21 protein-coding genes are annotated in these 24,199 nt (G+C 59.7%); 7 read left to right on the plus strand and 14 right to left on the minus strand.

Translation table 11 applies throughout. From position 1 onward, the window contains the following. The first annotated feature begins 10 nt into the window (after nt 1-10). From CXQ82_RS18400 to CXQ82_RS18425, 6 genes are all read left to right on the plus strand, one after another. A complete protein-coding gene (locus CXQ82_RS18400) occupies nt 11-775 on the plus strand; it encodes an SDR family oxidoreductase (RefSeq protein ID WP_065872136.1) in 765 nt (254 codons plus the stop codon). 18 nt (nt 776-793) lie between these two features. Further along, a complete protein-coding gene (locus CXQ82_RS18405; protein WP_101271526.1) occupies nt 794-1,594 on the plus strand; it encodes a glucose 1-dehydrogenase in 801 nt (266 codons plus the stop codon). Nucleotides 1,595-1,639: 45 nt separating this feature from the next. Next, on the plus strand, nt 1,640-2,593 hold the full coding sequence (locus tag CXQ82_RS18410; RefSeq protein WP_101271528.1) for a sugar-binding transcriptional regulator: 954 nt from the start codon (nt 1,640-1,642) through the stop codon (nt 2,591-2,593). A gap of 21 nt (nt 2,594-2,614) precedes the next feature. After that, entirely contained in the window at nt 2,615-3,538 is a 924-nt protein-coding gene (tal, locus tag CXQ82_RS18415) for a transaldolase (RefSeq protein ID WP_101271530.1), read from the plus strand. After that, a complete protein-coding gene (locus CXQ82_RS18420; protein ID WP_101271532.1) occupies nt 3,535-4,530 on the plus strand; it encodes a GlxA family transcriptional regulator in 996 nt (331 codons plus the stop codon). The genes tal and CXQ82_RS18420 overlap by 4 nt, the downstream gene beginning before the upstream one ends. 110 nt (nt 4,531-4,640) lie before the next feature. Further along, entirely contained in the window at nt 4,641-5,840 is a 1,200-nt protein-coding gene (locus tag CXQ82_RS18425) for an NAD(P)/FAD-dependent oxidoreductase (RefSeq protein WP_101271535.1), read from the plus strand. A gap of 6 nt (nt 5,841-5,846) precedes the next feature. On the opposite strand, the gene CXQ82_RS18430 is transcribed toward CXQ82_RS18425, so the two are convergent. The 14 genes from CXQ82_RS18430 to CXQ82_RS18495 all read right to left on the minus strand — a co-directional run bounded on the left by CXQ82_RS18430 (nt 5,847) and on the right by CXQ82_RS18495 (nt 23,197). Next, nucleotides 5,847-6,743 (minus strand): hypothetical protein, encoded by an 897-nt coding sequence (locus tag CXQ82_RS18430; protein WP_101271537.1) that lies wholly within the window; start codon nt 6,741-6,743, stop codon nt 5,847-5,849. Next, the gene (locus CXQ82_RS18435) at nt 6,740-7,435 is read right to left on the minus strand and encodes a hypothetical protein (RefSeq protein WP_101271539.1); all 696 of its coding nucleotides are present in this window, start codon (nt 7,433-7,435) and stop codon (nt 6,740-6,742) included. The genes CXQ82_RS18430 and CXQ82_RS18435 overlap by 4 nt, the downstream gene beginning before the upstream one ends. Before the next feature lie 163 nt (nt 7,436-7,598). After that, nucleotides 7,599-10,655, minus strand: coding sequence for an ImcF-related family protein (locus tag CXQ82_RS18440; RefSeq protein WP_256581944.1), 3,057 nt, complete (start codon nt 10,653-10,655; stop codon nt 7,599-7,601). Between the two features lie 260 nt (nt 10,656-10,915). Further along, complete coding sequence (locus tag CXQ82_RS18445) at nt 10,916-11,995, minus strand: hypothetical protein (RefSeq protein WP_256581816.1); 1,080 nt, start codon at nt 11,993-11,995, stop codon at nt 10,916-10,918. An 83-nt stretch (nt 11,996-12,078) separates the two neighbouring features. Continuing rightward, nucleotides 12,079-12,372: a PAAR domain-containing protein gene (locus CXQ82_RS18450; protein WP_371917365.1), complete on the minus strand. Its 294-nt coding sequence runs from the start codon at nt 12,370-12,372 to the stop codon at nt 12,079-12,081. Nucleotides 12,373-12,474: 102 nt separating this feature from the next. Then, nucleotides 12,475-12,759 (minus strand): YceK/YidQ family lipoprotein, encoded by a 285-nt coding sequence (locus CXQ82_RS18455; RefSeq protein WP_157832178.1) that lies wholly within the window; start codon nt 12,757-12,759, stop codon nt 12,475-12,477. Between the two features lie 180 nt (nt 12,760-12,939). Further along, nucleotides 12,940-13,758 carry a hypothetical protein gene (locus tag CXQ82_RS18460; protein ID WP_101271547.1) on the minus strand — a complete coding sequence of 273 codons (819 nt, stop codon included), beginning with the start codon at nt 13,756-13,758 and terminating at the stop codon, nt 12,940-12,942. Further along, nucleotides 13,755-14,534, minus strand: coding sequence for a hypothetical protein (locus CXQ82_RS31465; RefSeq protein WP_177409917.1), 780 nt, complete (start codon nt 14,532-14,534; stop codon nt 13,755-13,757). Before CXQ82_RS31465 ends, CXQ82_RS18460 begins: the two co-directional genes overlap by 4 nt. Before the next feature lie 143 nt (nt 14,535-14,677). Next, a complete protein-coding gene (locus CXQ82_RS18470; RefSeq protein WP_101271549.1) occupies nt 14,678-16,774 on the minus strand; it encodes a lipase family protein in 2,097 nt (698 codons plus the stop codon). Between the two features lie 51 nt (nt 16,775-16,825). Further along, nucleotides 16,826-17,599, minus strand: a complete 774-nt coding sequence (locus CXQ82_RS18475) for a hypothetical protein (RefSeq protein WP_101271552.1) — start codon at nt 17,597-17,599, stop codon at nt 16,826-16,828. 37 nt (nt 17,600-17,636) lie between these two features. Further along, nucleotides 17,637-18,017 carry a hypothetical protein gene (locus CXQ82_RS18480; protein WP_101271554.1) on the minus strand — a complete coding sequence of 127 codons (381 nt, stop codon included), beginning with the start codon at nt 18,015-18,017 and terminating at the stop codon, nt 17,637-17,639. Nucleotides 18,018-18,019: 2 nt separating this feature from the next. Next, nucleotides 18,020-20,761, minus strand: coding sequence for a type VI secretion system Vgr family protein (locus CXQ82_RS18485; protein WP_101271556.1), 2,742 nt, complete (start codon nt 20,759-20,761; stop codon nt 18,020-18,022). Nucleotides 20,762-20,865: 104 nt separating this feature from the next. Continuing rightward, nucleotides 20,866-22,050: a sugar transporter gene (locus CXQ82_RS18490; RefSeq protein ID WP_101271558.1), complete on the minus strand. Its 1,185-nt coding sequence runs from the start codon at nt 22,048-22,050 to the stop codon at nt 20,866-20,868. Nucleotides 22,051-22,198: 148 nt separating this feature from the next. Continuing rightward, nucleotides 22,199-23,197: a bile acid:sodium symporter family protein gene (locus CXQ82_RS18495; protein WP_012724877.1), complete on the minus strand. Its 999-nt coding sequence runs from the start codon at nt 23,195-23,197 to the stop codon at nt 22,199-22,201. A gap of 85 nt (nt 23,198-23,282) precedes the next feature. Here CXQ82_RS18495 and CXQ82_RS18500 point away from each other — a divergent pair, with 85 nt between their 5' ends. After that, the gene (locus CXQ82_RS18500) at nt 23,283-24,071 is read left to right on the plus strand and encodes a helix-turn-helix domain-containing protein (protein ID WP_101271560.1); all 789 of its coding nucleotides are present in this window, start codon (nt 23,283-23,285) and stop codon (nt 24,069-24,071) included. Nucleotides 24,072-24,199: the final 128 nt, after the last annotated feature.

Consider the following 24,199-nt stretch of genomic DNA (forward strand, 5'->3'; position numbering starts at 1 on the left):
GGAGTAATTCATGCAACTTTTCAGTCTTCAAGGCCAAGTAGCCTTCGTCACCGGCGCTGGCAGCGGCATCGGCCAAGCCATTGCGGTGGGTTTGGCCGAAGCCGGCGCCGATGTGGCCTGCTTTGACCTGCCCGGCAGCCCCGGCATCGCCAGCACCGTCGAGCGCATCCAGGCCCTGGGCCGTCGCGCCCTGGCCTTGAGCGGCACCGTTACCGAACGCGCTGCACTGGATGCCGCCGTGGCGCGCACCGAATCCGAACTCGGCGAACTCAGCGTCGCCGTCAACTGCGCCGGCATTGCCAATGCCCAGGCCGCCGAAGACCTGGAGCTGCAACGCTGGCAAACCACCCTGGACATCAACCTCACCGGCATCTTCCTCAGTTGCCAGGCCCAGGCCGCCGTGATGTTGCCCCGGGGCAAAGGCGCCATCGTCAACATCGCTTCCATGTCCGGCAGCATCGTCAACCGTGGCCTGTTGCAGGCGCACTACAACACCTCCAAGGCCGGGGTGATCCACCTGAGCAAAAGCCTGGCGATGGAATGGGCCGACAAAGGCCTGCGCGTCAATTGCATCAGCCCCGGTTACACCGCCACACCGATGAACTCGCGCCCGGAAGTGGCCGACCAGGTGAAGATTTTTGAACAGACCACGCCCATGGGCCGTATGGCCAGCGTGGAAGAAATGGTCGGCCCGGCGATTTTCCTGGTCAGCCAGGCCTCGTCTTTCTGCACCGGCGTCGACCTGTTGGTCGATGGCGGCTTCGTTTGCTGGTAACCCGTGGAGCCCCTCGTCATGTCGCAACGTTTCAGCGGTAAAACCGTAGTCATCACCGGCGCCTGCCGTGGCATCGGCGCCGGCATTGCCGAGCGCTTTGCCCAGGAAGGTGCCAACCTGGTGCTGGCGTCCAATGACCTCGAACGCGTGACCTTCACCGCCGACCAGCTGGCCCAGGAATACGCGGTAAACGCCCTGGCCCTGGGCATCGATGTCACCGATGAAGCAGACATCGAAAAGCTCTACCGTGAAGGCCACGCGCGCTTCGGCAGCATCGACGTGTCGGTGCAGAACGCCGGCATCATCACCATCGACCACTATGACAAAATGCCCCGCGCCGACTTCGACAAGGTGCTGCAGGTCAACACCACCGGCGTGTGGCTGGGGTGCCGGGAAGCGGCCAAGTACATGGTCAAGCAAGGCAGCGGGCGCTTGATCAACACGTCCTCCGGCCAGGGCCGCCAGGGTTTCATCTATACGCCGCACTACGCCGCGAGCAAGATGGGCGTGATCGGCATCACCCAGAGCCTGTCCCTGGAGCTGGCGCCGCACAACATCACCGTCAACGCGTTTTGCCCCGGCATCATCGAAAGCGAGATGTGGGACTACAACGACCGCGTGTGGGGCGAGATCCTCAGCACCGACGAAAAACGCTACGGCAAGGGCGAGTTGATGGCCGAATGGGTCAAGAACATCCCCCTGCGCCGCGCCGGCAAACCCTCCGACGTGGCGGGCCTGGTGGCATTCCTGGCCTCGGACGACGCGGCCTACCTCACCGGCCAGGCGATCAATATCGACGGCGGCCTGATCATGTCGTAAGGGTTTGGTATCCTCACGGCCATTGAGTCAATAACTGAGGCTTTCATGAGCCAAATCGAAGAACAGCGACTGATCACCAAGATCGCGAGCCTCTATTACGAAGAAGGGCTCAAGCAGTCCGAAATCTCCACGCAACTGGACCTGTCCCAGTCCTTTATCAGCCGCGCCCTGCGCCGGGCGTTGCAGGAAGGCGTGGTGAAGATCAGTGTGATGCGCCTGCAAGGCCTGCACCTGGAGCTGGAAACCCAGTTGCAGCGCCGCTTTGGCGTACGCCGGGTGATCGTGGTGGAAGCCACCGAGCCCGGCAATGATGAAAGCATCAAGCAGGCCATCGGCTCGGCCGCCGCGCATTACCTGGAAACCAGCCTGTCGCCCCAGGACCATATCGGCATTTCGTCGTGGAGCAGCACCATTCGCGCCATGGTCGGCCACCTGCATGCACAACCGGGCAAACAAGCCGCCCAGGAAGTGGTACAACTGTTGGGTGGCGTCGGCAACAAAGGCGCGTTTGAAGCCACCCTGCTCACCCAGCGCCTGGCCACCCTGCTCAACTGCCCGGCGTATCTGCTGCCGTCGCAAAGCATCGAGCAATCAGTGCAGAGCAAGCAGCGCATCGTGCAGATGGAAGAGGTCAAGGAAGTGCTGCAACGCTTTGACAGCATCACCCTGGCGATTGTCGGCATCGGCGACTTGGAACCCTCACAACTGCTGCGCAACAGCGGCAACTACTACACCGAAGACATGTTGCGCCTGCTCGCCGAGCGTGGCGCGGTAGGTGATATCTGCCTGCGCTATTTCGATGCCCAGGGCGAGCCGGTGCTGGAAGAAGATGAAGAATTCGTGGTGTCGGTGGCGCTGCCCAAGTTGCGCTCCATCCACCGTGTGCTCGGCCTGGCCGGCGGGCTGAACAAGGTCCAGGCGATTCGTGGCGCGCTCAAGGGCGGCTACCTGGACATCCTGATCACCGACCTGGATACCGCACAGGCCTTAAACCGATAACCTTTTTTGGAGACAGCCGCTATGACATCCAAGCTCGAACAACTCAAGCAATTCACCACCGTGGTCTGCGACACCGGCGACCTGGAAGCCATCAGCCGCCTGCGCCCGGTAGACGCCACCACCAACCCTTCGCTGCTGCTCAAGGCCGCCGCCATCCCGGAATACGCCGAGCTGCTGCGCAGTGCCGTGACGTTGTCCAAAGGCGATGTGGACCTGGCCTGCGATCACTTCGCGGTGTCGGTGGGTGCGGGTATTCTCAAGGTGATCCCGGGGCGTATTTCCACCGAAGTCGACGCACGTTTGTCCTTCGATGAAGACGCGCTGTGGGCCAAGGCCAACCAGTTGATCGCCCTGTACGACCAGGCCGGCATCGGCCGCGACCGCGTGCTGATCAAACTGGCCTCCACCTGGGAAGGCATCCGCACCGCCGAGCGCCTGGAAAAGGCCGGTATCCAGACCAACCTGACCCTGCTGTTCTCCTTCGCCCAGGCCCAGGCTTGTGCGGATGCCGGAGTGTTTCTGATCTCGCCGTTCGTGGGCCGTATCTACGACTGGTACCGCAAGAGCACCGGCCAGGACTACACCGGCGCTGAAGACCCGGGCGTGCAGTCGGTGACGCGCATCTACAACTACTACAAGGCCAACCAGATCAACACCGTGGTGATGGGCGCGAGTTTCCGCACCCTCAGCCAGATCGAGCAACTGGCCGGTTGCGATCGCCTGACCATCAGCCCGGACCTGCTGCAAAAGCTCGCCGAAGACCAGGGCACCCTGGAACGCAAATTGGTGCCGGGCGCCGACGGCGAGCCGCGTCAGCCCCTCAACGAAGCGCAGTTCCGCTGGGCCTCCAACGAAGACGCGATGGCCACCGAGAAACTTGCCGAAGGCATTCGCCAGTTCGCGCGGGACCAGGAAAAGCTTGAGAAACTGCTGAGCAATCCATGAGCATCGTCACCCCACTCGGCCAACCACGCACCCTGGTGTTCCTGGCCTACCCGCAGATGGGGTTGCTCGACCTGACCGGCGCCCAAACGGTGTTCTGGGCGGCCACCAAGGCCATGGCCGAGCGTGGCTTGCCCGGTTACACCTTGCACACCGCCAGCCTGGCGGGCGGCCTGATGCCGACCGCCGAGGGGTTGAGCGTCGACACCGTGACCCTGTCGCAGTTTGACCGCGCCGCCATCGACACCCTGATCGTGCCCGGCGCCCCGGCGATCCAACAGGCCATGGCGGACAACACCGCCCTGGTCGATTGGCTGCGCGCCGCCTCGGGCACTGCCCGGCGCACCGCCTCGGTGTGCAGCGGCACTTTCCTGCTGGCCCTGGCCGGTTTGCTCGACGGTCGCCGCGCCGCGACCCATTGGGCCATGTGCGACATGCTCAAATCGGGCTTCCCGACCATCGACGTGGATGTGAACGCGATCTTCGTGCAGCAGGACCAGGTGTGGACCTCCGCAGGCGTAAGCGCCGGGATCGACCTGGCCCTGGCGTTGGTCGAGGCCGACTGCGGCCGCGAAGTGGCCTTGCAAGTGGCGCGCGAACTGGTGGTGTTCCTCAAGCGTCCCGGCGGCCAGGCGCAATTCAGCCAGCTGCTGCAAGCCCAGACCGACGACAGCGCGGGGTTCGACACCTTGCATGTGTGGATCAGCAACAACCTGCGCGACAGCAGCCTCACCGTCGAACGCCTGGCGGAACAGAGCTGCATGAGCCCGCGCAACTTTGCCCGCGTGTACAAACAGAAAACCGGGCGCACCCCGGCCAAGGCCCTGGAGCTGTTCCGGATCGAAGCAGCGCGGCGCCTGCTCGAAGACTCGCAACGCAATATCGACCAGATCGCCGAACTCTGCGGTTTTGGCGACGAAGAACGCATGCGCTACACCTTCCACCGCCACCTGGCCATTTCCCCGCGTGACTACCGTGAGCGCTTTTCGCGCTAAGCCAAACGCGTGGCAGTAATTCAGGGTTATGTGTCATTGGGGCCAAGCACCCAGGCTTCTACAGTGAGCAAGCAACGCCTTGCGGCTTACTTGGTCATTGGAGCAACCCCATGAAACAGCACATTCTTATCATCGGCGCCGGGTTTGGTGGCGTATGGAGCGCCCTGAGCGCCGCCCGGCTGCTGGACAAACACGCCCGCAACGACGTGCAGATCAGCCTGCTCGCACCACAACCGGAACTGCGTATCCGCCCACGTTTCTACGAGGCCGATGTGCACACCATGCTGGCGCCGCTCGGCCCATTGTTCGACGCGGTGGGCGTGACCTTCGTGGAAGGCGCGGCCCACAGCATTGACGAAAACGCCAAGCAGGTGACCTACCGCAATGCGGCCGGCACCTCCACGACCCTGCAGTACGACCGCCTGGTACTGGCCGCCGGCAGCCGCTTGAATCGCCCGAAAATGGACGGCATCGAGCAGGTGTTCGATGTGGACCAGATCGAAGACGCCGCGCGTCTCGAAGCGCATATCAAGGCTCTTGGAAAGCTACCCGACAGCCCCGCGCGCAACACCGTGGTGGTCGCCGGCGGCGGGTTTACCGGGATCGAAACCGCCACCGAAATGCCGGCGCGGCTGCGAGCGGCATTGGGTGAAAACGCCAACATCCGCGTGATCGTGGTAGACCGTGGCCCGCAGATCGCCGCATCGATGGGCGATGGCATTCGCCCGTCGATCATCGACGCCAGCCAGGCGCTTGGCCTTGAATGGGTACTCAACACCTCAGTGGCCTCGGTGGATGCCGGCGGCGTGACCCTGGCGGATGGGCAACGCATCGAGTCGAGCACGGTGATCTGGACCATCGGTTTCCGTGCCAACCCGTTGACCGAGCAAGTCAGCGGCGCCCGCGACCCACAAGGTCGCTTGCATGTGGACGGTCACCTCAAGGTCAAAGGCCAGGCCGCTGTGTTCGCCGCCGGTGATGTGGCCTACGCCGCCTGCGACGACCTGGGCAACTTCGCCGGCATGTCCTGCCAGCACGCCATTGCCCTGGGCCGCTACGCCGGTAACAACGTGGCGGCCGACCTGATCGGCGTGGCACCGATGACCTACAGCCAGCCCAAATACGTGACCTGCCTGGACCTGGGCGCCTGGGGCGCGGTGTACACCGAAGGTTGGGACCGCCAGTTGAAACGGGTGGGCCAGGATGCCAAGGAGCTCAAAACCCAGATCAACACCGTGTGGATCTACCCGCCGGCAGCCGACCGCAGCCTGGCACTGGCGGCGGCCGACCCATTGATCCCGGTGGCTTGAGTTGCGTTATGGCGCGACGCGTTGCACGGCCACGTTTTCAAACGGCATCGGCACCGATTTGATCGCGCCATCCAGGTTGCGGTAACGGCTGTACACGCCCGCCGAAGGCAACACCCGACCCCGCTCGACCACGCGGCGGCCGTCGAGCACGTAGCGTACGGTCTGCTCGACCTCGGCCTGGCTGTCGACGGCGCGCAGGTCTTGCGCAAGCACGCGCATCGACTCGTCGATGCAGCGTTCAAGCTGCTCGTTGACCTTGGCCGTTTCCAGGTGGCCGTCGTCGATGCACTGCGCGCCACAACTGCGGAACGGCTGGCCGACCACTTCGATACGCCGCTGGTAGAGCACGGAACCGGCGATATCCTGCACCTGTACGCGGTTGACCAGCACGAAGCTGCCGCGATCGGCGCTGAGTACCAGCCGTGGCTCGATCAACACCAACGCGCTGACCTGCCCTTGTGCCGCAGGCAGGCCTGCCGCCAGGCTGGTCTGCTGATAGCGCTGGGTAAACATCGCGTCGAGGTTCTGCTCGGCGAGCAATGCCGCCATCGGCCGCGAGTCGTTTTCGGCGCTCTGGCGCGCATCGCGTTCCAGCGCACCTACGCCGGTGCGGGTGTTGATGGCACTGGCGATCAACAAGCCCACCACGCCACCGGCGCCCACCGCGTTGCGGGTCACGTTGTCTGTGGTCTGCGCGGCGCTGAGCGCGGTCTTACTGTCAATCACCATCGACGCGGTGATAAAGCCTTCAGTCGGCAGTTGCACCTGCACCTTGGCACCGTGGGCATTCACATACGACAGCGCAGACGGCGTGTTGAAGCCCGGCTCCGGCAACCGTTGCTGGGCACATGCACCAAGCAACAGGCTGCCGGCGGCCAGCACGGCGCAACTCAACGCCCTCATTGGGCGAAGGGAGTGATAACCAGTTGGCGGCTGCTGTCCACGGCCTGGTAGTAGGCGTTCGACAGGTTGCTGTAGTTGGGCTGGTCCCACTCGCCCTGGGCGGGCTGGGTCACGGCAAACGGCTTGTACCACAGCAGGTGGTTGTCATGCAGGTCGACCACCAGGCCAATACCGCCGACTTGCGGGGTTGGCACGCTGGTCGGTACCACGCTGTAGTAAGTACGGTAGGCGCCGCTGGCCGTGTAGGAAATCAGCAGCAGGCGATCCACACCGTACTTGGCTTGCAACGGCGTCAGATCGCGACCGAAGAAACCTTCGCGGAATTTGTTTTCCTTGAACAGCTTCACGTCGACCGCTTCGTCGATACGCTTGGCTTTGTAACCCTTGGCCACCAGCTTGGCGACAATTTCATCCGGGATCGACGTGGTGTCCTGCAGCTTCCAGGTGCTGACCTGATCGCTGAGCTTACTGTTGATGCCCTTGTTGATCGCCAGGTCCAACAAGCCCTGGTTGCCGCCGAGCACCAGCTCCGACGGTGGCAAGGTGCTCATGGCCACGCCGATGGTCTGGCTCTTGTCACTCCAGAACTGGGCATCGAGTTCGATAGGCTTTTGAATATTGGCCGCACAGCCGAACAGGCCGGAGCATACAAAAATCAGGGCGATACAATTTCGAAACGCGCGAAATCCCACGGGAAAGTCCTTTTAGGTGTGGTGTGAGCAGTGTCGGTATCAGCAGACGAACAATTAATGTCACGTTGCCATCAGTGGCTGGCGATATTAAAAGGCGTGAAAAATGACGTCAACTTAATAACATTCTGAAGCATGAAAGGCGACCAACGGTAGTCGCCACCTATTAAGTACCTGGCACCCCGCGTGTACCCGCAAGCTTGCGACCGTCATCGACAAATATCTGCTGGGGCAATTTGAAGCCCCTTAATTTGAGCAACGCCAATGGCCCGGCATCCAGCTCGGTGCGCAAGTGCCAGGTCAGGTTCAGGCCGTCAGGCGCCTTCAGCACCATTCGGTAACGGATGTCGCCGTCATCCAACGGCGTGAGCTGGGCTTTTTCCAACAGACGGATCAGGCCCCAAGTGCCGGGGTAGTCGCCGAACAACCGTTCGCCGGTGTGCACGCTGGTCCAACTCAGGCTCGCGCCGGGATAGTCGCTACGCCCCGGCCAGTTGAAGCGCTGCCAGCTTTCCTTCTGGTTGAAATAGTGGTGTTTATCGCCGTTAAGGATGAAGGTGGTTTGCACCACATCACGCACGGCCTTGCCTTGCAGTTCAAAACTCAGGCCCATGCCGCCGTCGGTGTAGAGCACATCGGCGAGGTCGCTGAGTTGGTTGATGGCCGTCAGAAAGTGCGGGTTGAAACGCAGCCCCTGGCTGTGGCGCGGGTCGGCCACCCAACGGTTACCCTCCTTGCGCAACACGCCGCTCAGTTGCCGCTGTAAAAACTGCTCGATGCGCCCGGAGTCCGCGCGGATCATCTGCCCCAGCATCGGCAGCGACGTGTCGCTGGCGGTGGCCGCAAAGGGGTAACGGCTGGCAAAGGCATCATTCCAATGGTTGACGATCGAGCGTTGCCACTGGCTGTTGATCCCCGCCGCCGAGGGTTGCAGCACCCGTTGCCAGGCGTGCTCCAGCGGTTGCACGAACAACGTTTGCGCCGCCCCGCTCCACTCCGCGCCCAAGCTCGCGGCCATCAGGCTGCCGTAGGATTGAGTGTCGGTCAGGTCGATGCTGCGGCCTTGGAACACGGTTTGTGCCAGTGCCTGGGTCATTTCAAGTGGGTCCGGCGCGGTGCTGACTTGCTGCAACTTCAGGCGTACGCGGGTTACCCGGGTTAAAAAGGCTTGGAGACTCAGGTTATCGGCGCCGGTCTTGCCTTCGGGGCCTTTGCCGAGCAACGCCAATAGCGGGCCGAAGGTGGCGTCCAGTGGGCTGCTTGGGATCTGGGCCATCTGGTCGATCACTGGGGCATTATCCTGCCCGATCAGCTTTTGTGCGGACTTCACCAGCGAGTCGGCCAGGGCTTGAGTGCGAGCACCGGCCTGGCCTTGATAGGCCACGGTGTTCATCAACGCGATCAGTGGCGATTGGCGTACATCGCTCATCAACGTCAACTGGTCGATGACTTCGTCAAGGCTGCGGGCCTGTTGCCAGCGCAGGCTGTTGAGGAAGCTCAGCCAGGCACTGGCGTAATCCTGAAAGTAGCGTTCGGTGAGGCGTTCGCGGAGTTCATCTGGTGTCAGCTCGGTGGCGATGTCGGCCTGGTTGTCGCTGAGTACCCAGTCGATTTCTTCACGACGGGCCTCGGCGATCTCGTCGATGGCTTGGCGTATCTGGCCTTCCCAGGCCTGGCGGGTGAACACGCCAGGCACGCTGGCGTCGGTGTAGAACAGGGCCTGGGCATCGGTATCGCCGAGCATGGTGTGCATGTACAGCTCAGGGTATTGATGCGCGGCGGTGTCGAGGAGCTGCTGGTACAGCGTGGTTTCGGCGTTGCGTTGGCCTAATTGGCTGAGCAGCACCCGCCGAGCCTGGGCGACCAGCACCGGATCGGGCGTGATGGCCCAGGCTGGGTGCGCCGCCAGGTGTTCGCTGTAGAACTGCCACAGGTTCGGTGATAGGCCGTCGCGCAGCGGTTTGGTGTTGATCAGAAACGTTGCGTCGGCTTTTTGTGGGCGGGCCATCATCAGGTAGGCCTTGAGTTGCGCGTGGGCCTCCTCGGCACGTACTACACGTTGCTCGCTGCCGGGTGGCAAGCTGATCAATGCGTCGAGTTGGCGTTGCAACTGGGCGGCGACCGGGTCGCGGATCAAGCGGTTATTGGCGTCGACGTAATGTGGCCAGACGATATCGAGCAGGTCCTGGTTCTGATTCAGGCCGAAGCGCTGGTACCAGGGCGCGCCGTATTCGGCGCGGTAGTCGAGGCGGCCCAGTTCGCGTACCAGGTCGGTGAGTGCGAGCAGTTGTTCATTGTGGCTGGCCGACGCCTGCAACGCCGCCAATGTGGTCTGCACGTGGGCGATCTGTGCACGATTACTGGCAAACGACAGCAGTAATCCTGACGTCCAGAACAGCGCCAGTCCCAGCACCAATGCATAGCCAACGCGTGGTACGTTCCAGCCCAATCGACGGTTGTAGGGGCTGGCACCGAGTACGCCGTTCCATACCGGCGTAACCGGCCAGTAATGGTCTGACTCGCGCTGACTGGGCTTTATCGGCAGGCCGAACCACACCCCACGCAACGGCACGCCAACGGTAAAACTACCGAACAATGGCGCCAGCGTATGACGCCAACGGGCAATACCCTCGCCCTGTAAATCCCGGGACAGGCGCAGCAAAAAATCATGCTGCATCACTGTATTGATCTGCGCCAAACCCTCGCGGCGCAGAGGCTCAACCAGGCCAGCCAGCGCACTTTCCAACGCCTTCGCCGAGAAACGCGCGGGCAACAGGCAGCCCACCGGCTGTGCTCTACGGCTGTCTTGCGACCATGGGCTGTTACAGACCTGCCAGAGGTGGAGCGGCAACTGCCAATACAGACCACGAGCCAGACGTTGCAACTGGTACAGGCCAGCGCCCAAGGCGGCATCATCGGCGGCCTGGGTTGTGTTGAGTGCCCAGACAACGCCGTCCAGTGCACGCCCACGGCTCAGGCCACGCCACTGCTTGAGGAATGACTCATCCACCGAAGCCTGGATGCTACCGCCCCATAGCAAGACAGTGCCTTGGCCTTCTAACCAATGCTGATCAGCCAGGGTGGGGGCGATGGCATTGATTTCGGCGGGTTCGCCGATGACGAGGAACAGAAGGACTTTGCGGCGCCAGAGGGGGCCGTGGGTTTTGCTTAGGTGGTTGCGTAGCTCAGAGAGCACCACAATCGGCTGACGAGGCGAGCGCATTTGAGCATCTGCGGGGGCATAGACCTTATCCATCCGCCCCTGCTCGCGGTGGTTTTGACGTTTGAGCTGCGCCAATAACCGTGGCGCCAGATTGCCTGCCATTACGAGGGTGATGATCAGCAAAAAAGCCAACAGCTTAGGCTGGTTCTCAGCCAGCCCGATCTGGTCGCCATACCGCCAGATCGCCCAACCCAGTGCAGCTGTCAACGTAAGGATCCAAATCGCTGCTCCCGCGCGGCGCCATGAATGACTCCATACCTTCATGCCAACTCTCCTGTAGTAACCGTGCTGATCCAGTGCTGCGTTTGCTCTCGCGTCAACACCAACAAAGGCTGGCGCTGATGCCGCACCATTTCCACGCCAAGCGCAATCACCAGCCAGTGACCGAGTGGCCCCGAGAGCCCGCAAAAACTTTCCTGAAACCACTGTTTTTCCGCGCTGAGTGCCGCCCCTTGGGTACCAGCGACAGCCAGCATTTTTCCGGTAAGTGGCTTCCAACAAATGGTGTCGGCCAATAGGCCGGTTGCCCGGCAGGCGCTGGGTTGGGTCTGCAGGAATAACGGCAACTCGCTGTCCAACGCGTCGACGCTCAATGGCATTGGACGTAACAAGCCAGCGGCGATAGGTAATCCCAGGACGCTTGCCAGGCTGTCCGGGCATAGCAATAGGGCGGCAAGCCCGTCGGAGTACGAATCCTTGCCGTGCACCTGCAGTACCAGAATCAACTCGACGCTAGCGCTGGCGGCCTTCAACGTTTCGTCGACCCACCGGCACGATAACTCGCCCGCCAAGTTGAGCGTTGCAGGCAACGGCCGGTCCACCTTGAGGGTCCAGGTTTGTTGCCAGGCATTACGTAAAGCATCGTATTCGTTGGGGTGAACGTCACTCAGTAGCGTGACCCGTAACGCCTGCTCCATGGGCAACGCTTGCAGTGCAGGTACCAATGCCGCGATCAAAATCTGCAAACCGGCACGTGCCCTCTCCGTCTCCGTCGGCAAATCGGCAATACGCCGTGCTTGCCCTGTTCGGGAAAGCACGTCAAAGCCGGGCGAAGTCAATACGCTCGCAGACACTTGATCAGGCAGCACTACACAACCGGCAGACACGGCAAGATAACGCTGCGCCCAACGCTGCCAGGATTGCTGGGCAACTTGCGCCTCTTCTTCCAAGAATTGAAAACGACTCAGCGCGCACCCATGGGTATAGGCACGCGCGCCGAACGCCAGAACCCAGACCAGCAATGGCGAACCGGAAAGCGCCCAGATATTGAGCGTAAGCAGCAGCGGTATCCGTTCGGAAACATGCAGTAAAAACAGCAGCACGCAGACCAGTACCGCCATGACCGCCGCCAACAACCATCGACCCAACATTGGCGGATCTGGAACGTCTACTACCTCGGGTGCCTGCCGATCCCAGCCCATGGCTAGCCCACCCCACAATCGGGAGCACTGGAAATGACCTGGCAACCACATTCACAGTGACAGCCATTGACCACCATCGCCCGGTTGCCCTCGGACCAGCCCGGGCAACCTTCGACAATCCGGTTAACGCCATGCCCTGGTAACGGGCAATGCACTTCGTCGCCGACCAAAGCTACTGGCTTGCCATTGACGAAGGTTGTGGAAGAGGCAGACGTTACTTCTCCGCCATGGGTGGTTTTGTCACCCAACAGTACAAACCCCTGAAACATTTTATTTACTCCCAATAACTTGCCCATTGAAAGACAGGCACAAACAAAAGGATCGCTCTCTATAAGAGCAATGATCTCGACCAACAACCAATAAAAGCGGCAGTACTTCCAATTACCCGGCTCTGATCGCTACGAATAGTCTCGCGGGCAATGGGCATTTCCGTTATCTGCTTCGAGAGCGGCCCCAAGAGAAAACGTGTCAACGACGAAAGATAAAGGGAGATCAATGATAGCTAATGGAATAATAAAACCTTTTGTAATCAAAATTGTCTGCCAATCGGTTATCGCATTAAAATCCAGATGAACACCCTGATAGGGACAAAGTGGCCCATTCATAATTGCCGCACCCAATGAACCACAGCCTGTGAGCACAGTAAAAACAAGCCCTAATAGGCCGCACTTAGAATTAATCACTCCAACACCTCCACACTGAAATCTATTTTTAGCGCGCGACTAAATAACGCCCGCGACGATGCCAAGATCTAGCTTCGAAATTTCCTACACATAGGTATTACGAGCTTTATCGCTATTTCGCACTTTGGATAACGAGCGGTATGTGTTCCTGTAAAGACGAGGGGACCCTCCGTAAAGCAATCATTGTGATTGCCCCAGGCGGATGGTTTGAAGCTTCTTAAATTTTGGCTTGTGTCCAGTTGCAGCGGTACTGCCATCGGGATAGGTGATTAGTGGGTAGTTGCCCACTTTCTGCACCTTAGACTCCACCGAATAAACGACGTAGTCGGCGTGCAGTACGGGCTCGAACGTCACCCTCTTAGCACTTAAAGCGCGATAATACGAATACATTTCACCTTCACCGACGATCCATGCAAGCAGTTCATGTCCGCCAATAAACTGCTCGGTTATCCAAGGGTAGTAATCCCCCTTGATCAAGACATCGCCGCTCACTTCTATCGTTGGCTGAAATACAGAACGCCTCTGTGGCAGGCGCTGATCGAACATCACAATCACTCCCCCCCCAGAACCAGCTTTAACATTTTCTCCAAAGTGTGTTGTGCTAGCGTACGTAACACCAAAGGTCACATTACTCAGTCGCCATTGGCATGTGCCTGAGCCGTTAATAGGTAATTTCGCTTCATAAAGATCACTCTGCCCCTGCTGTAGCGGATGAACTGTGATGGATAGGTAACCATCCTCTTCATAGGTGCTCCAGTCTGGCCCAGAGCGTTTGATGGGACACTTCTCCGAGCGGTACATCACCCGCATGGGTTCCGCCGCGAGGTTCTGCGGGACCTTTACAGTGATGCTGACCTGCCCGCCGTCCGGTGCCGGTGTAAAAGTCTGGTTCTGGGCGCAACCGTTGAGGCTGAACAGCAGCAAGAGCACGCCGCATGTTTGGGTAACGGGTTGTCTGCGTTCAGGTAAGGACGTGGGGATCATCCATAAAGCAATCATTGTGGTTGTCCCAGGCGGATGGCTTGAAGTTTCTTGAAGCTTGGGTCACTGCCACCCATCACAACACTACCATCGGAGTACGTGTACTGGTTGCGATTACCCTTTTTATGAACCTTCGGTCCTACCGAATAAACGACGTGGTCGGCATATAGTAAGGGTTCGAATACCACCTGTCGGGCTCTTGGGGCACGGTAATATAAATAGATTTCACCCGCGCCGACGAGCCAAGCGACCTTTTCATGCTTGCCAATAAACTGCTCGTTAATCCAAGGGTAGTAGTCCTTCCTAATCAGTACATCACCGTTAACTTCTATCGGTGGCTGAAAAGCTGAACGCTGTTGCGGCAGGCGCTGATCGAACATCACAATAATCCCTCCCCCTGGCCCGCCTCTCACATTCTCCCCGAAGTGGGTCGTGTTGTTATAGGTGACACCAAAGGTCACATTGCTCAGTTGCCACTGGCATTTGCCTGCGCCGTTAATGGGCAGTTTCACTTCATACATATCACTCCGCCCTTGCTGTTGCGGCAAGACCGTAGTGGACAAGTAACCGTCCTCTTCATAGGTGCTCCAGTTTGCTCCGGAGCGTTTGATAGGGCATTTTTCCGAGCGATACATCACCCGCATTGGGTCCGCCGCAAGATTTTGTGGGACCTTTACCGTGATGCTGACCTCCTCGCCGCCCGGTGCAGGTGAAAAGGTTTGGTTCTGGGCGCAGCCGTTGAGGCTGAACAGCAGTAATGCAACGCCGCTCGCACGAATTAAACGAACGTTCATAGGCTATGGCCTCGATGATGGTTAGCAGTGCAGCGGCAAATTCGAGTGTGAGTGCGTGCGGGCGACAGTTGGTTTGAAGTGTTCATGGTTTTAGTCTTCCTCTGTGGCTACTTATGTGAATTGGGCCATGGCAATCCAGTTGATCAGGCGCGCGCCTGGGTAATCTCGATCAACACGCCGAATTCACGCTCACGACTGAAACGCTCCAGTGCCTCAGGGCCACCTTCCATTCCCCGGGTGGTACGCAACGCCATGGGTAACAACCGCTGCAGGGCAAGGAACTGTTCGTTGCGATGCCTTTCTGCTTCGGGAACCCCGAGCGTGTGCATCTGCTGTTCGAACTTCGCCCGTTGCGCCTTGCGTTCCAGTGGGCGTTCGGGATCGCTGAGTTCCAGCAGTTGGTTATGTAAAAAAGGCAGGTAGGCGTCGACCATCGAGTGATCCCTCGGGTCGCTGCGATGGTTACTGCGCTCGGGATTGGTGTGAGATGGAAAAAAGCGCGCCAGGTTTTGCTGATTCAATGCGCGAATCAGGGCCTTCTGGTCTTCCTCGGCGAAGCGGCTCAGCTCATCGTTCAGGCTGGGCACCAGGTAGATGCGCGTGCTGTGCGGCAGACGTTTGAGAATAGTGCTTCGATAGAAGTGGCCCTCGGCTTCTTTTCGTTGCGCGGCAGAGTAGCGGGTGTCCTTGGACTCCATATGCTGGTCGGCACGGTAAAACATCGCGATCTGGCCGTGATGCCAGTAGGGATCGCCAAAGCTCACCAACTTGCCCGCCATCAATTCACCCACCGACCAGACGTAGCCCAGGCTACCGCCCAATGGGCCAAGGGCCTTGTACAGCCAGTTATCCAACTCGGCCTCGGGCGGTACGCTGGTGATCATGTCTGCGTCGTTTACATGGCGAAAGTGGGTTACCGCGTTTAGGCGTGCCAGCGCTTTTTCAGTGAAGGTGCGGGGCATTCCGTAGGTGTAGAGCTGTGGGGTACGATCTTTCAGTTCGGCGGAGTGAATCAGTGCCAGCGCACCTCCCAAGCTATGGCCGCAGATAAACAACTCTTTATCGAGTAGCGCCTTCTGAATGTCATCAAAGCGTTGAGGAAACAAAACCTTAGCAACCTCAAACGCCTGCAAAAACCCGTAATGCACACTGCCAACCTCCGTCAGCGGCGTGCACGCCGTCTTCAAATCACACCCACTGCCATCGGCCGCCATCGGACGGTACAGCGCGTCGGTCAGCCAGTCTTTGAACTCCTGGGTCCCGCGCCAGGCCACGAGTACCTGAGTTTGGTTGATGCAATAGAACAGCTGGGTGTTTTCGATGGTGAACAGCGGTATCCCGGACCCCGCCGGCGGGCGCTCGGCGGTCAGCGAATCGAGCATCACCGCTGTGGTGTAGCGCTGGTCAAAAGGCACATCGACCACCAGCGCCGGCAGGCATGTGCCCTTGCCGTCGATCATGATCGGCGTGCGCGACAGGTCCAGGCACTGGCGGAAAAAGAACTCATCCACCGAGCCTGCGACGGTACTGGGGTCAGTGCCAGGGCGTTGCTTCAACACAGCCTGGGCGACAGTGCTGTAGGAGAGGTTGGCCATCAACCCGAGGTTATAGGCGTTGGCCATGCTGTATTCAGGTTGATGGTGCAGGATCAACGACCAGGCTCGGAAGGGACAGACTTCCAGCACATGCCGTCGATTCAGCACCTCGAAACCTAGCGTAAAACCACTGAATGTCTTGTCCGGAAAGTGGAACGCAGGGAGTTGGCGCGGGTCTGCCAGGGGCGGATCGAAGTCCGGCGTTTGATCGCACAACTGCCCGATACGCAGATAGTGATAACGGTACCCGTCCGCCAAGGCCTGCTTCTCTACGGGCGAGAAACCCTTTGGCGGCGGGTCATAGCGGTAGGGCTGCAACGGCGACGACACCGGCAATTCAGCACGCTGCGCACGCAAGCGTCGGTTTTTAAGTACCTCGGCCAGTGGATTCGCCGACAACAACAAGGTCACTGCCAGCGGGTGCAGGCCCTCCAGGCGGATCACGCCGTGGGCATCACTGTGGCCAGCGCACTCTGGGGCACACGCCGCACGCGTGGCGTCGTTAACCGCGCGATAAGGGATATTCGCCAGCGGCTCGCCCTGCTCGTCCAGCAATTGGAATTCGACCCAATGCTGTTTCTGTTTGCCGACAATAAAGTCTTTACGGGGGTTGAGCGTATCGGTGCGGTGGTAGGGATCGTTCATGTCAGTCCTTAAACGTGATAGTTGCTGAGCGTCTGCGGGGTCCAGTTCGGTCTAGCCGACGCCCCACTTGAGAAACTCTTCGAGCTCATCATCAAGAGACTCGGTCACTAACGAAGCCCCCCACCCCGACGCAATCCCCGCGCCCAACATCAAACCAATGGCACAAAACGGTGCACCGGGGCCGCACACGGCCGACACGGCTGCACCTGCCAACGCTGTTCCGACCACCCCACTGCCCACAATGACGCCCTGCTTGATCGCCGCTTTCGGTTTGTTCTCAGCAGTGGCAATGTCATAGGTTGCATACGCAATGGTAACGACCACCAAAACCTTGCCTGAAACCCTCAACACTTTATTCATCGTGTTGAATCTCACGCTGGGCCTGGCTGAAGACTCTACGATTTCGTAATACATCAGGTTTTTCTGTTTTACATCAAGCTCAACAAACGTCCCGCCAAACTTTTTAGTGGCTTTTTCATCTAACATTTCCGCAAGACCAAGAGGAATTTTTTTCCTCGCTTCGGCAATCGCCAAACCCTGCGGTGATGTTCTCGCACGGACTTCAGCCATGATGTTATTGCGCGCCTCGTAACAAAACTGCGCCGCCTCTTTGACCGTGACCTTTCCGCTCTTAACTTGCTCCAGCACCGCCTCCTTGACCCGCCTGACGTTGCGATTGTAATTCTCACGCTGCGCCGCATCACTGATAGCGTCTGCAGAAAACTTGAGCGCCGTCCCCTCAAGTGATACGAGTGCTTGCTTTAGCGTTTCGTCATCAATTGCGTGATCTTTTTGCGCCAGATAGTCCCGATAAAAAACGTCCATATTGTTCACCTCGAAAGATCAATAAAAATGTCAAAACTTAGAAATTTTTCATAAAAATCAACAATAAAGCCGTAAAAGAAAAGCATACAGCCGCACTCAGCAATAAATAAAAAGACAGTGCCATGCGGTATTTTATCTCTACAGGACAACGCGCCATCTCTTCAGGGTCCAGTGTGCCATTCCGCATATGCTTATTAGGGAACATCACACTACCTATTACGATATACACCAATGTATAGCGCGCATAAAATGACCCTCTGCCCCACACGCTCGCATATGAACTGATAATGGTGCTTTTCTTAAAGCACTCTAAAAATCTGTCGAGATCGAACAACACAATGTAAAAATTCACCCCCACAGACGCCACAAATAAAACAAAAGGAAGACCAAGCAAAAAAAACATCTTTAATATAATCATATTCACTCCGCTAACTGTTTAAAAAGAGCCTGCGCACCACTGGGCACACTCTCCTTCCGACCTAGGTCTTCCACTTCAAAGTTGACGCAAGCATCACCCGTAAAAGAATAAAACTTCGCTTTATTCTCATGATCAAACTCGCCTTTTAGAACCGTCCCATCGTCCATGGTCGCGGTGCACTGAATGCCTGCGTAGTTCATTCCGGCGGGAGCGGAAAAGCTGATCCACCGCTCAGACTGCGGCAGCTCTACTTTCAACCCTCCCGGAACCAAGGTATGGACACTCATGGTGAGGCCGTCCTTGTCCGTCACGCCGTTGAATACGTCACCCTGGTCGGTGGTGATCCGATAGTGGGTGAACGGTAATGGCGCCTGGGCTGCATCTTTCAGCATATAGCCAGCGGCATATCCCGCCGGCAACTCAGGCGTGGGCGTATCTAGCCGGGTACTGCCGAACTTTTGCACATCAGTGGCTTTAAGGTAGATGTTGCCAGGCGCCCCGAGCTCTATGTCGCCGTCCTTCAAGCGGATGTAGGCACCGCCACAGTTAAGTACCAACTCTTGCGGGGCACTGATCTGAATACAGCCATCGACGCTTTCGATCTTGATGTCGGCCTTTGCTTGAACGTGGACGTCGCTGGCCAGAGCCTGCAGTTCGACCTTGCCGTGCGCCGCCTTGAGTTGCAGGTCGGCACTTTGCGCCAAGACGCTGACACCTCCCTCGGCGGTTGCGGTGATGTCGCGCCCGGCACCGATGTCTGCGTTATGGGCGGCCATGATGCCGACGCTTTCTGTGCCGGAAGACAGGCATATGGCTTTAGGGCTGAGTACGCCGATACCCGCCGGGGCATGCAGCAGTGCTCCCGGTTGCGCCAACCCCGTGAGGGCCTCAAGCAAATCCAGCTGGCTATCGAGATCGCCAGGCTTAACTTCGGCTTTACGCGCTGCCTGAGCCAGGGAGCGCGCCAGTGATAGCGCGCCTTGCAACTGCTGAATGGCGGCTTCCATATCGAGCTGCTCATTGCCAGCCTTAACCTGCTCATCGGCACTGATAAACACCCCCCTGCCCCCCCGAATCGCCCCCCAACCATCGGTACGCAGCTCAAAGCCCTCTCCACGTTTATTGCGCTCGGCATCCACCAGATGCCCCAGATTCAGCTGGCTCTTGCCGCTGTGTTCCGTACTGAGCTTGATATGCTCTTGCCCACGCGTGTCATCCATGCGCAGTTTGTTGTTCGCAGGCGTGCGCAACACGTTGCGTTTGTAGTTGCGCAAGGTCACGTGGTCGACGTGCTGGCTGTCATGCAGGGCATGGGCGATGTAGGGGCGGTCGGGGTCGCCTTGCTCGAAGGCAATGGCCACCTCGGTGCCAGCTATCAGTGGTAGATGCAGGCCGTGGGTGTCACCTGCGTAAGGTCGAGCCAGGCGTAGCCAGACGCTTTCCTGGCCGGGTTTCCAGGTGTCGCGGTCGAAGAGGAAGTTGACTCGGTAGCGGCCTTCTATGTCGATTTCGGCGTAAGGGTCGTGAGCCTTCGGGCTGGTGACGCGAGCCGGGACGGTGCCGGCGATTTGTGGTTTTGGCTGCAGTTTTGGACGAAAGCACACGCTTTCTGAATAGGGCATCGCTTCGAAAGTCGCGATGAAACTGCTGTCGCGCGCCGCCGTGGTGGTCAGCCCGGTGATCACCGCGCCGGGTGTGAAAGCCTCGGGCGCAGCGCCAGACACGTTGAGCACCTGCCCCGGCGCCAAGATGGCACTGCTGCTGATACCGCTGAGTTGGGTCTGCCCGTTTAGGTAGCGCTCATGCCTAAGGCGCGCGTAGAAGTAACCGCTTTCGCTTAGCAGGCGTTCGTCTTGATCGAGGCGATCGCCCAGGGCGCTGTAGGGTTCGGCGTAGTGGTAGGCCTCGCCGTAGGTGGTGGTTGCGCCGCGAGTCTGGTCGATCTCGCCGCTCAGGTAGGCGCCGGCATCGCGATGTTGGTAGGCGCGAATATGCACGTGCTTTTCGACTACCGCGTGGCTCGATTGCAGTTGCCACACCCCGTCCTGGCCACTGCTGCCGAGCCCGGATTGCGGGCGAAAAGGCAGCTCGATGTCGAACTGGTAGAGGCGTTGATCGTCGCAGAATTCGACCACGTCGATACCCAGGCGGTCGTCGCTGGTGAAGCGGTACCAAATCCCTACGTCGGCCAGCAGGCGGTCGATAAAAGCCAGGTCGCTTTCGCCGTATTGCATCACCTGTTCGCGCCGGGGGTAGTCGCGTTTCAAGCTGAACAGGAAGTGCTGGCCGAGGAAGCCGTGGCGGCTGCGCAGGATGCTTTCGACGATTTCCGGCACCGATTGGTGCTGGTAGATGCGGTACTGCTGACCGCGCTCCAGTAACGCCAAGCGCGGCCGCAACGTGACGGCATAACAGGCCTGGTCATTGGAGCCGGAGTCGCGCTTGAATCCGGTGATCACACCATACAGGGTGCGCAGCGGCTTGATTTCCTCGGGGCTTGGCGCCAGAAACGAGCTTTGTTTTTGCAGGGCGGCGCGCAGGCTGAAACTGGCGTCCTGGCCAAGCAAGGTGTCGGCGGCCAGGTCACGCTCGGTGCTGGTGAACTCTATGGTGTAGGTGTAGGGCTTGCTTAGGTTTTCTTGGCCTTTGAAGGCCAGGACATCAAGCCGGGCCTGGACCTGGTAGACACTCAGGGTATGTCGGCTGTGATCAAAAAAAACGCTGGGCAGTACGCTGGAAGCCATTCCCTTTACTCCTGGACGCAAGAGTCCAGAGAGTAAAGATTTGTTATCGGTGATTAATGTAGGAAGAGTCGACTTTACAAGACAGGCACTTCCTGATCAAGTTTTCAGCCAGGCACCACACCCGTTCCAAACTTGCGAATCGCCAGGCAATACCCGATCAACGCGACCGCCGCGAGCAAGCCGCCCGCCGCGCCGATCCAGGCGAAGCCGAAGTGGCTGCCGACCCAGCTGCCCATCAGGGCGCCGCCGCCGATGCCGATGTTGTAGATGCCGGAGAACATGGCCATGGCCACGTCGGTGGCGTCCGGGGCCAGCACCAGCACCTTGGATTGCATGGCCAGGCCGAAGCCCATGATCGCCATGCCCCAGAACACGCTCAAGATCACCAGGTAGGACTCAGCGCCACTCAACGGCAGCATCAGCGCCAGGCACGCGGCCAGGATGAACACCGCGCCGACCACAAACAGGTGCGGATTGAAACGGTGCACCAGGCTGAACAGCAGCGAGCCGATGATGCCTGCGCCGCCGAACACCAGCAGGATCAGGGTCACCGCGCTGCCGCTCATGCCGGCGACGCCTTCGACGAAGGGTTCGATGTAGCTGTAGGCGGTGAATTGCGCGGTCACCGTGAGCGCGGTGAGCACATACAGCGCCACCAGCGCCGGACGCTTGAACAGCAGCGGCAGGCTGCGCAACGAGCCGGAGTTCTGGCTTGGCAGCAGCGGCAAGGTACGCCCCAGCCAGAACACCAGGGCCGCCGCGAAGGCGCCAATCACCAGGAACGTGGTGCGCCAGCCCATGGCTTCGCCGAGCAGGCGGCCAAGGGGGATGCCCAAGACCATCGCCAGGGAAGTGCCGGTGGCCAGCAGGCCGAGGGCTTGCACCTGCTTGCCTTCCGGCGCCAGGCGCACTGCCAGGGAGGCGGTGATCGACCAGAACAGCGCATGGGAGAGCGCAATGCCGACGCGACTGAGCATCAGGATGCCGAAGCTGGTGGCGATGCTGGACAGGACATGGCTGGCGATAAACAGCCCGAACAGCACGATCAGCAACTTGCGCCGCTCGACGTTACGGGTCAGCAGCATCACCGGCAGCGAGGTCAGCGATACGATCCACGCATAAATGGTGAGCATCAGGCCGACACTGGCGATGGGCATGTCGAAGCTGGCACCGATGGCGCTGAGCAGCCCGACCGGCACAAATTCGGTGGTGTTGAACACAAAGGCGGCCAACGCGAGGGCGATGACCGGTTGCCAGTTGGCTTGGGGCGTTGCGGCTGAAATGCTCATTTAAGGGCGCGGTACTCTGACGGTGATCAAACGGCCGCCAAGGACAAGCGCCGCTGCCCTGCATTCTATAGGTTTCTCGCCGAGCTGTTGACGCTGATCCTACACAACGCCTGCGCGTATTTGTCGCACACCCTGAGCGAACGATGGATTACGGATCTACCTGCCCCATCAACTCTGGAATGCTTTCCGGGCGTTTTGCATAGCGTTGCGCCAGCGCAGCACAGACCATCAGCTGGATCTGGTGAAACAGCATCAACGGCAGGATCAGCACCCCCATGGTCGCCCCCGCGAACAACACCTGAGCCATTGGCACGCCGGTGGCCAGGCTTTTCTTCGAGCCGCAGAACAAGATGGTGATGCGGTCTTCCTGGTTAAAACCGAACGCCTTGCCCAGTACGGTGGACGCCACCAGCACCAGGGCCAGCAACACGCAGCAGGCGACGACCAGACCGCCCAATTCCCACAGCGGGATCTGATGCCAGATGCCTTCGTTGACCGCTTCGCTGAAGGCGCCGTACACCACCAGCAAAATCGAGCCCTGGTCGACAAATTTCAGCCAGGATTTGTTGCGCCCAACCCACTCGCCGATCCAGCGACGGGCGATTTGCCCAGCGATAAACGGCAGCAGCAGTTGCACGCTGATTTTCAGGATCGCATCAACGGTGGAGCCGCCTTCACCGTGCACATTGAGCAGCAGGGTCACCAGCAACGGCGTGAGGAAGATCCCGAACAGGCTGGACGCCGCCGCGCTGCAAATGGCCGCCGGAATGTTGCCGCGCGCCAGCGACGTGAAGGCAATCGCCGACTGCACCGTAGCCGGCAACGCGCAGAGGTAGAGCATGCCCATGTACAGGTCTTTGCCGATCAACGGCGACAGCACCGGCTTGAGCGCCAGGCCCAGCAGCGGAAACAGCACAAAGGTCAGGCTGAACACCAGCAGGTGCAGGCGCCAGTGGCCCGCCCCGGCGACGATGGCCTGGCGCGACAGCTTGGCGCCGTGCAGGAAAAACAGCAGCGCGATGGCCAGGTTGGTCACCCAGCCAAACGCCACGGCGGTCTGGCCGCTGGCGGGCAGCAGGGAGGCGAGGATCACCGTGGCAATCAGGGTGAGGGTGAAGTTGTCGGGCAGAAAACGCGGGCGGGTCATAAGCAAATCTTCCAGGGGTTGCCAAGAGCATCGTCGCGACTCTAACGTAACGGCTTATTACCGACTAACGCCAATGAGCCATTAAATGCCGCCTAAAGGACATGACAAGACCGTCCGCCGCAGTGTGCCCGGGCTTTCCAGCTTGCCACGCCCGGTGTATGGGCGCACCGAATCACTGCCCAACCGCGCGCTGACCCGCCGGCACAGCCACCCGTGGGTGCAATTGTCCTACGCGATTTCCGGGGTGCTGGAGATCCAGACCAGCGTCGGCCGCTTCGTCGCACCGCCCCAGCGCGCGGTGTGGATTCCGGCAGGCATGCCGCACCGGGTGTACAGCTCGCCCCACACCGAGATGCGTAGCCTGTACCTCGATTGCAGTGTGACCGCCTGGGCGGCCGAGCACTGCCATGTGCTGGAGGTGAGCAATTTGTTGCGCGAGTTGATCCGCAGTTTCAGCGAGCTGCCGGTGGAATACGCCGAGGATGGGCCGGACGGCAGGCTGGCCCAAGTGGTGCTGGACCAATTGGCGGCGGCGCCGCAGGTGGATCTGATGCTGCCCCTGCCCCACGACCCGCGCTTGCGCCAGATCTACCGCAGCCTGAACCTGCACCCGGAGCAGCAGACCACTCTGGGGCAGTGGAGCCACAAGCTCGGCGTCAGCGAAAAGACCCTCAGCCGCTTATTCCTCAGCGACACCGGGCTGACCTTCCGCGCCTGGCGCCAGCGCCTGCGCCTGCTCACCGCGCTGCCCGCCCTGGAGCAAGGCGAGCGGGTCACGGATGTGGCGTTGGGGTGCGGGTATGAATCGACGTCGGCGTTTATCAATGCGTTTCGTCAGCAGTTTGATGCGACGCCGGGTGAGTTCTTTCGCTGACCTCACAGCCCATGAAGATCCAATGTGGGAGGGGCGGTTCGACGATTCGACTTGCCCCCCGATAGCAGTGTGCCAGTCAACACATTTGTATCTGACCCACCGCTATCGGGGGCAAGCCCCCTCCCACA

Origin of the sequence: Pseudomonas sp. S09G 359 (genome assembly GCF_002843605.1) — a bacterium.
GTDB lineage: Bacteria > Pseudomonadota > Gammaproteobacteria > Pseudomonadales > Pseudomonadaceae > Aquipseudomonas.

Bases quoted from the DNA above. Each gene is read 5' to 3' on its own strand.
- CXQ82_RS18400 (WP_065872136.1), top strand. From the start codon at position 11: ATGCAACTTTTCAGTCTTCAAGGCCAAGTAGCCTTCGTCACCGGCGCT.
- CXQ82_RS18405 (WP_101271526.1), top strand. From the start codon at position 794: ATGTCGCAACGTTTCAGCGGTAAAACCGTAGTCATCACCGGCGCCTGC.
- CXQ82_RS18410 (WP_101271528.1), top strand. From the start codon at position 1,640: ATGAGCCAAATCGAAGAACAGCGACTGATCACCAAGATCGCGAGCCTC.
- tal (WP_101271530.1), top strand. From the start codon at position 2,615: ATGACATCCAAGCTCGAACAACTCAAGCAATTCACCACCGTGGTCTGC.
- CXQ82_RS18420 (WP_101271532.1), top strand. From the start codon at position 3,535: ATGAGCATCGTCACCCCACTCGGCCAACCACGCACCCTGGTGTTCCTG.
- CXQ82_RS18425 (WP_101271535.1), top strand. From the start codon at position 4,641: ATGAAACAGCACATTCTTATCATCGGCGCCGGGTTTGGTGGCGTATGG.
- CXQ82_RS18430 (WP_101271537.1), bottom strand. From the start codon at position 6,743: ATGAGGGCGTTGAGTTGCGCCGTGCTGGCCGCCGGCAGCCTGTTGCTT.
- CXQ82_RS18440 (WP_256581944.1), bottom strand. From the start codon at position 10,655: ATGCGCTCGCCTCGTCAGCCGATTGTGGTGCTCTCTGAGCTACGCAAC.
- CXQ82_RS18445 (WP_256581816.1), bottom strand. From the start codon at position 11,995: ATGGCGGTACTGGTCTGCGTGCTGCTGTTTTTACTGCATGTTTCCGAA.
- CXQ82_RS18450 (WP_371917365.1), bottom strand. From the start codon at position 12,372: ATGGGCAAGTTATTGGGAGTAAATAAAATGTTTCAGGGGTTTGTACTG.
- CXQ82_RS18460 (WP_101271547.1), bottom strand. From the start codon at position 13,758: ATGATTGCTTTATGGATGATCCCCACGTCCTTACCTGAACGCAGACAA.
- CXQ82_RS31465 (WP_177409917.1), bottom strand. From the start codon at position 14,534: ATGAACGTTCGTTTAATTCGTGCGAGCGGCGTTGCATTACTGCTGTTC.
- CXQ82_RS18470 (WP_101271549.1), bottom strand. From the start codon at position 16,774: ATGAACGATCCCTACCACCGCACCGATACGCTCAACCCCCGTAAAGAC.
- CXQ82_RS18475 (WP_101271552.1), bottom strand. From the start codon at position 17,599: ATGGACGTTTTTTATCGGGACTATCTGGCGCAAAAAGATCACGCAATT.
- CXQ82_RS18480 (WP_101271554.1), bottom strand. From the start codon at position 18,017: ATGATTATATTAAAGATGTTTTTTTTGCTTGGTCTTCCTTTTGTTTTA.
- CXQ82_RS18485 (WP_101271556.1), bottom strand. From the start codon at position 20,761: ATGGCTTCCAGCGTACTGCCCAGCGTTTTTTTTGATCACAGCCGACAT.
- CXQ82_RS18490 (WP_101271558.1), bottom strand. From the start codon at position 22,050: ATGAGCATTTCAGCCGCAACGCCCCAAGCCAACTGGCAACCGGTCATC.
- CXQ82_RS18495 (WP_012724877.1), bottom strand. From the start codon at position 23,197: ATGACCCGCCCGCGTTTTCTGCCCGACAACTTCACCCTCACCCTGATT.
- CXQ82_RS18500 (WP_101271560.1), top strand. From the start codon at position 23,283: ATGCCGCCTAAAGGACATGACAAGACCGTCCGCCGCAGTGTGCCCGGG.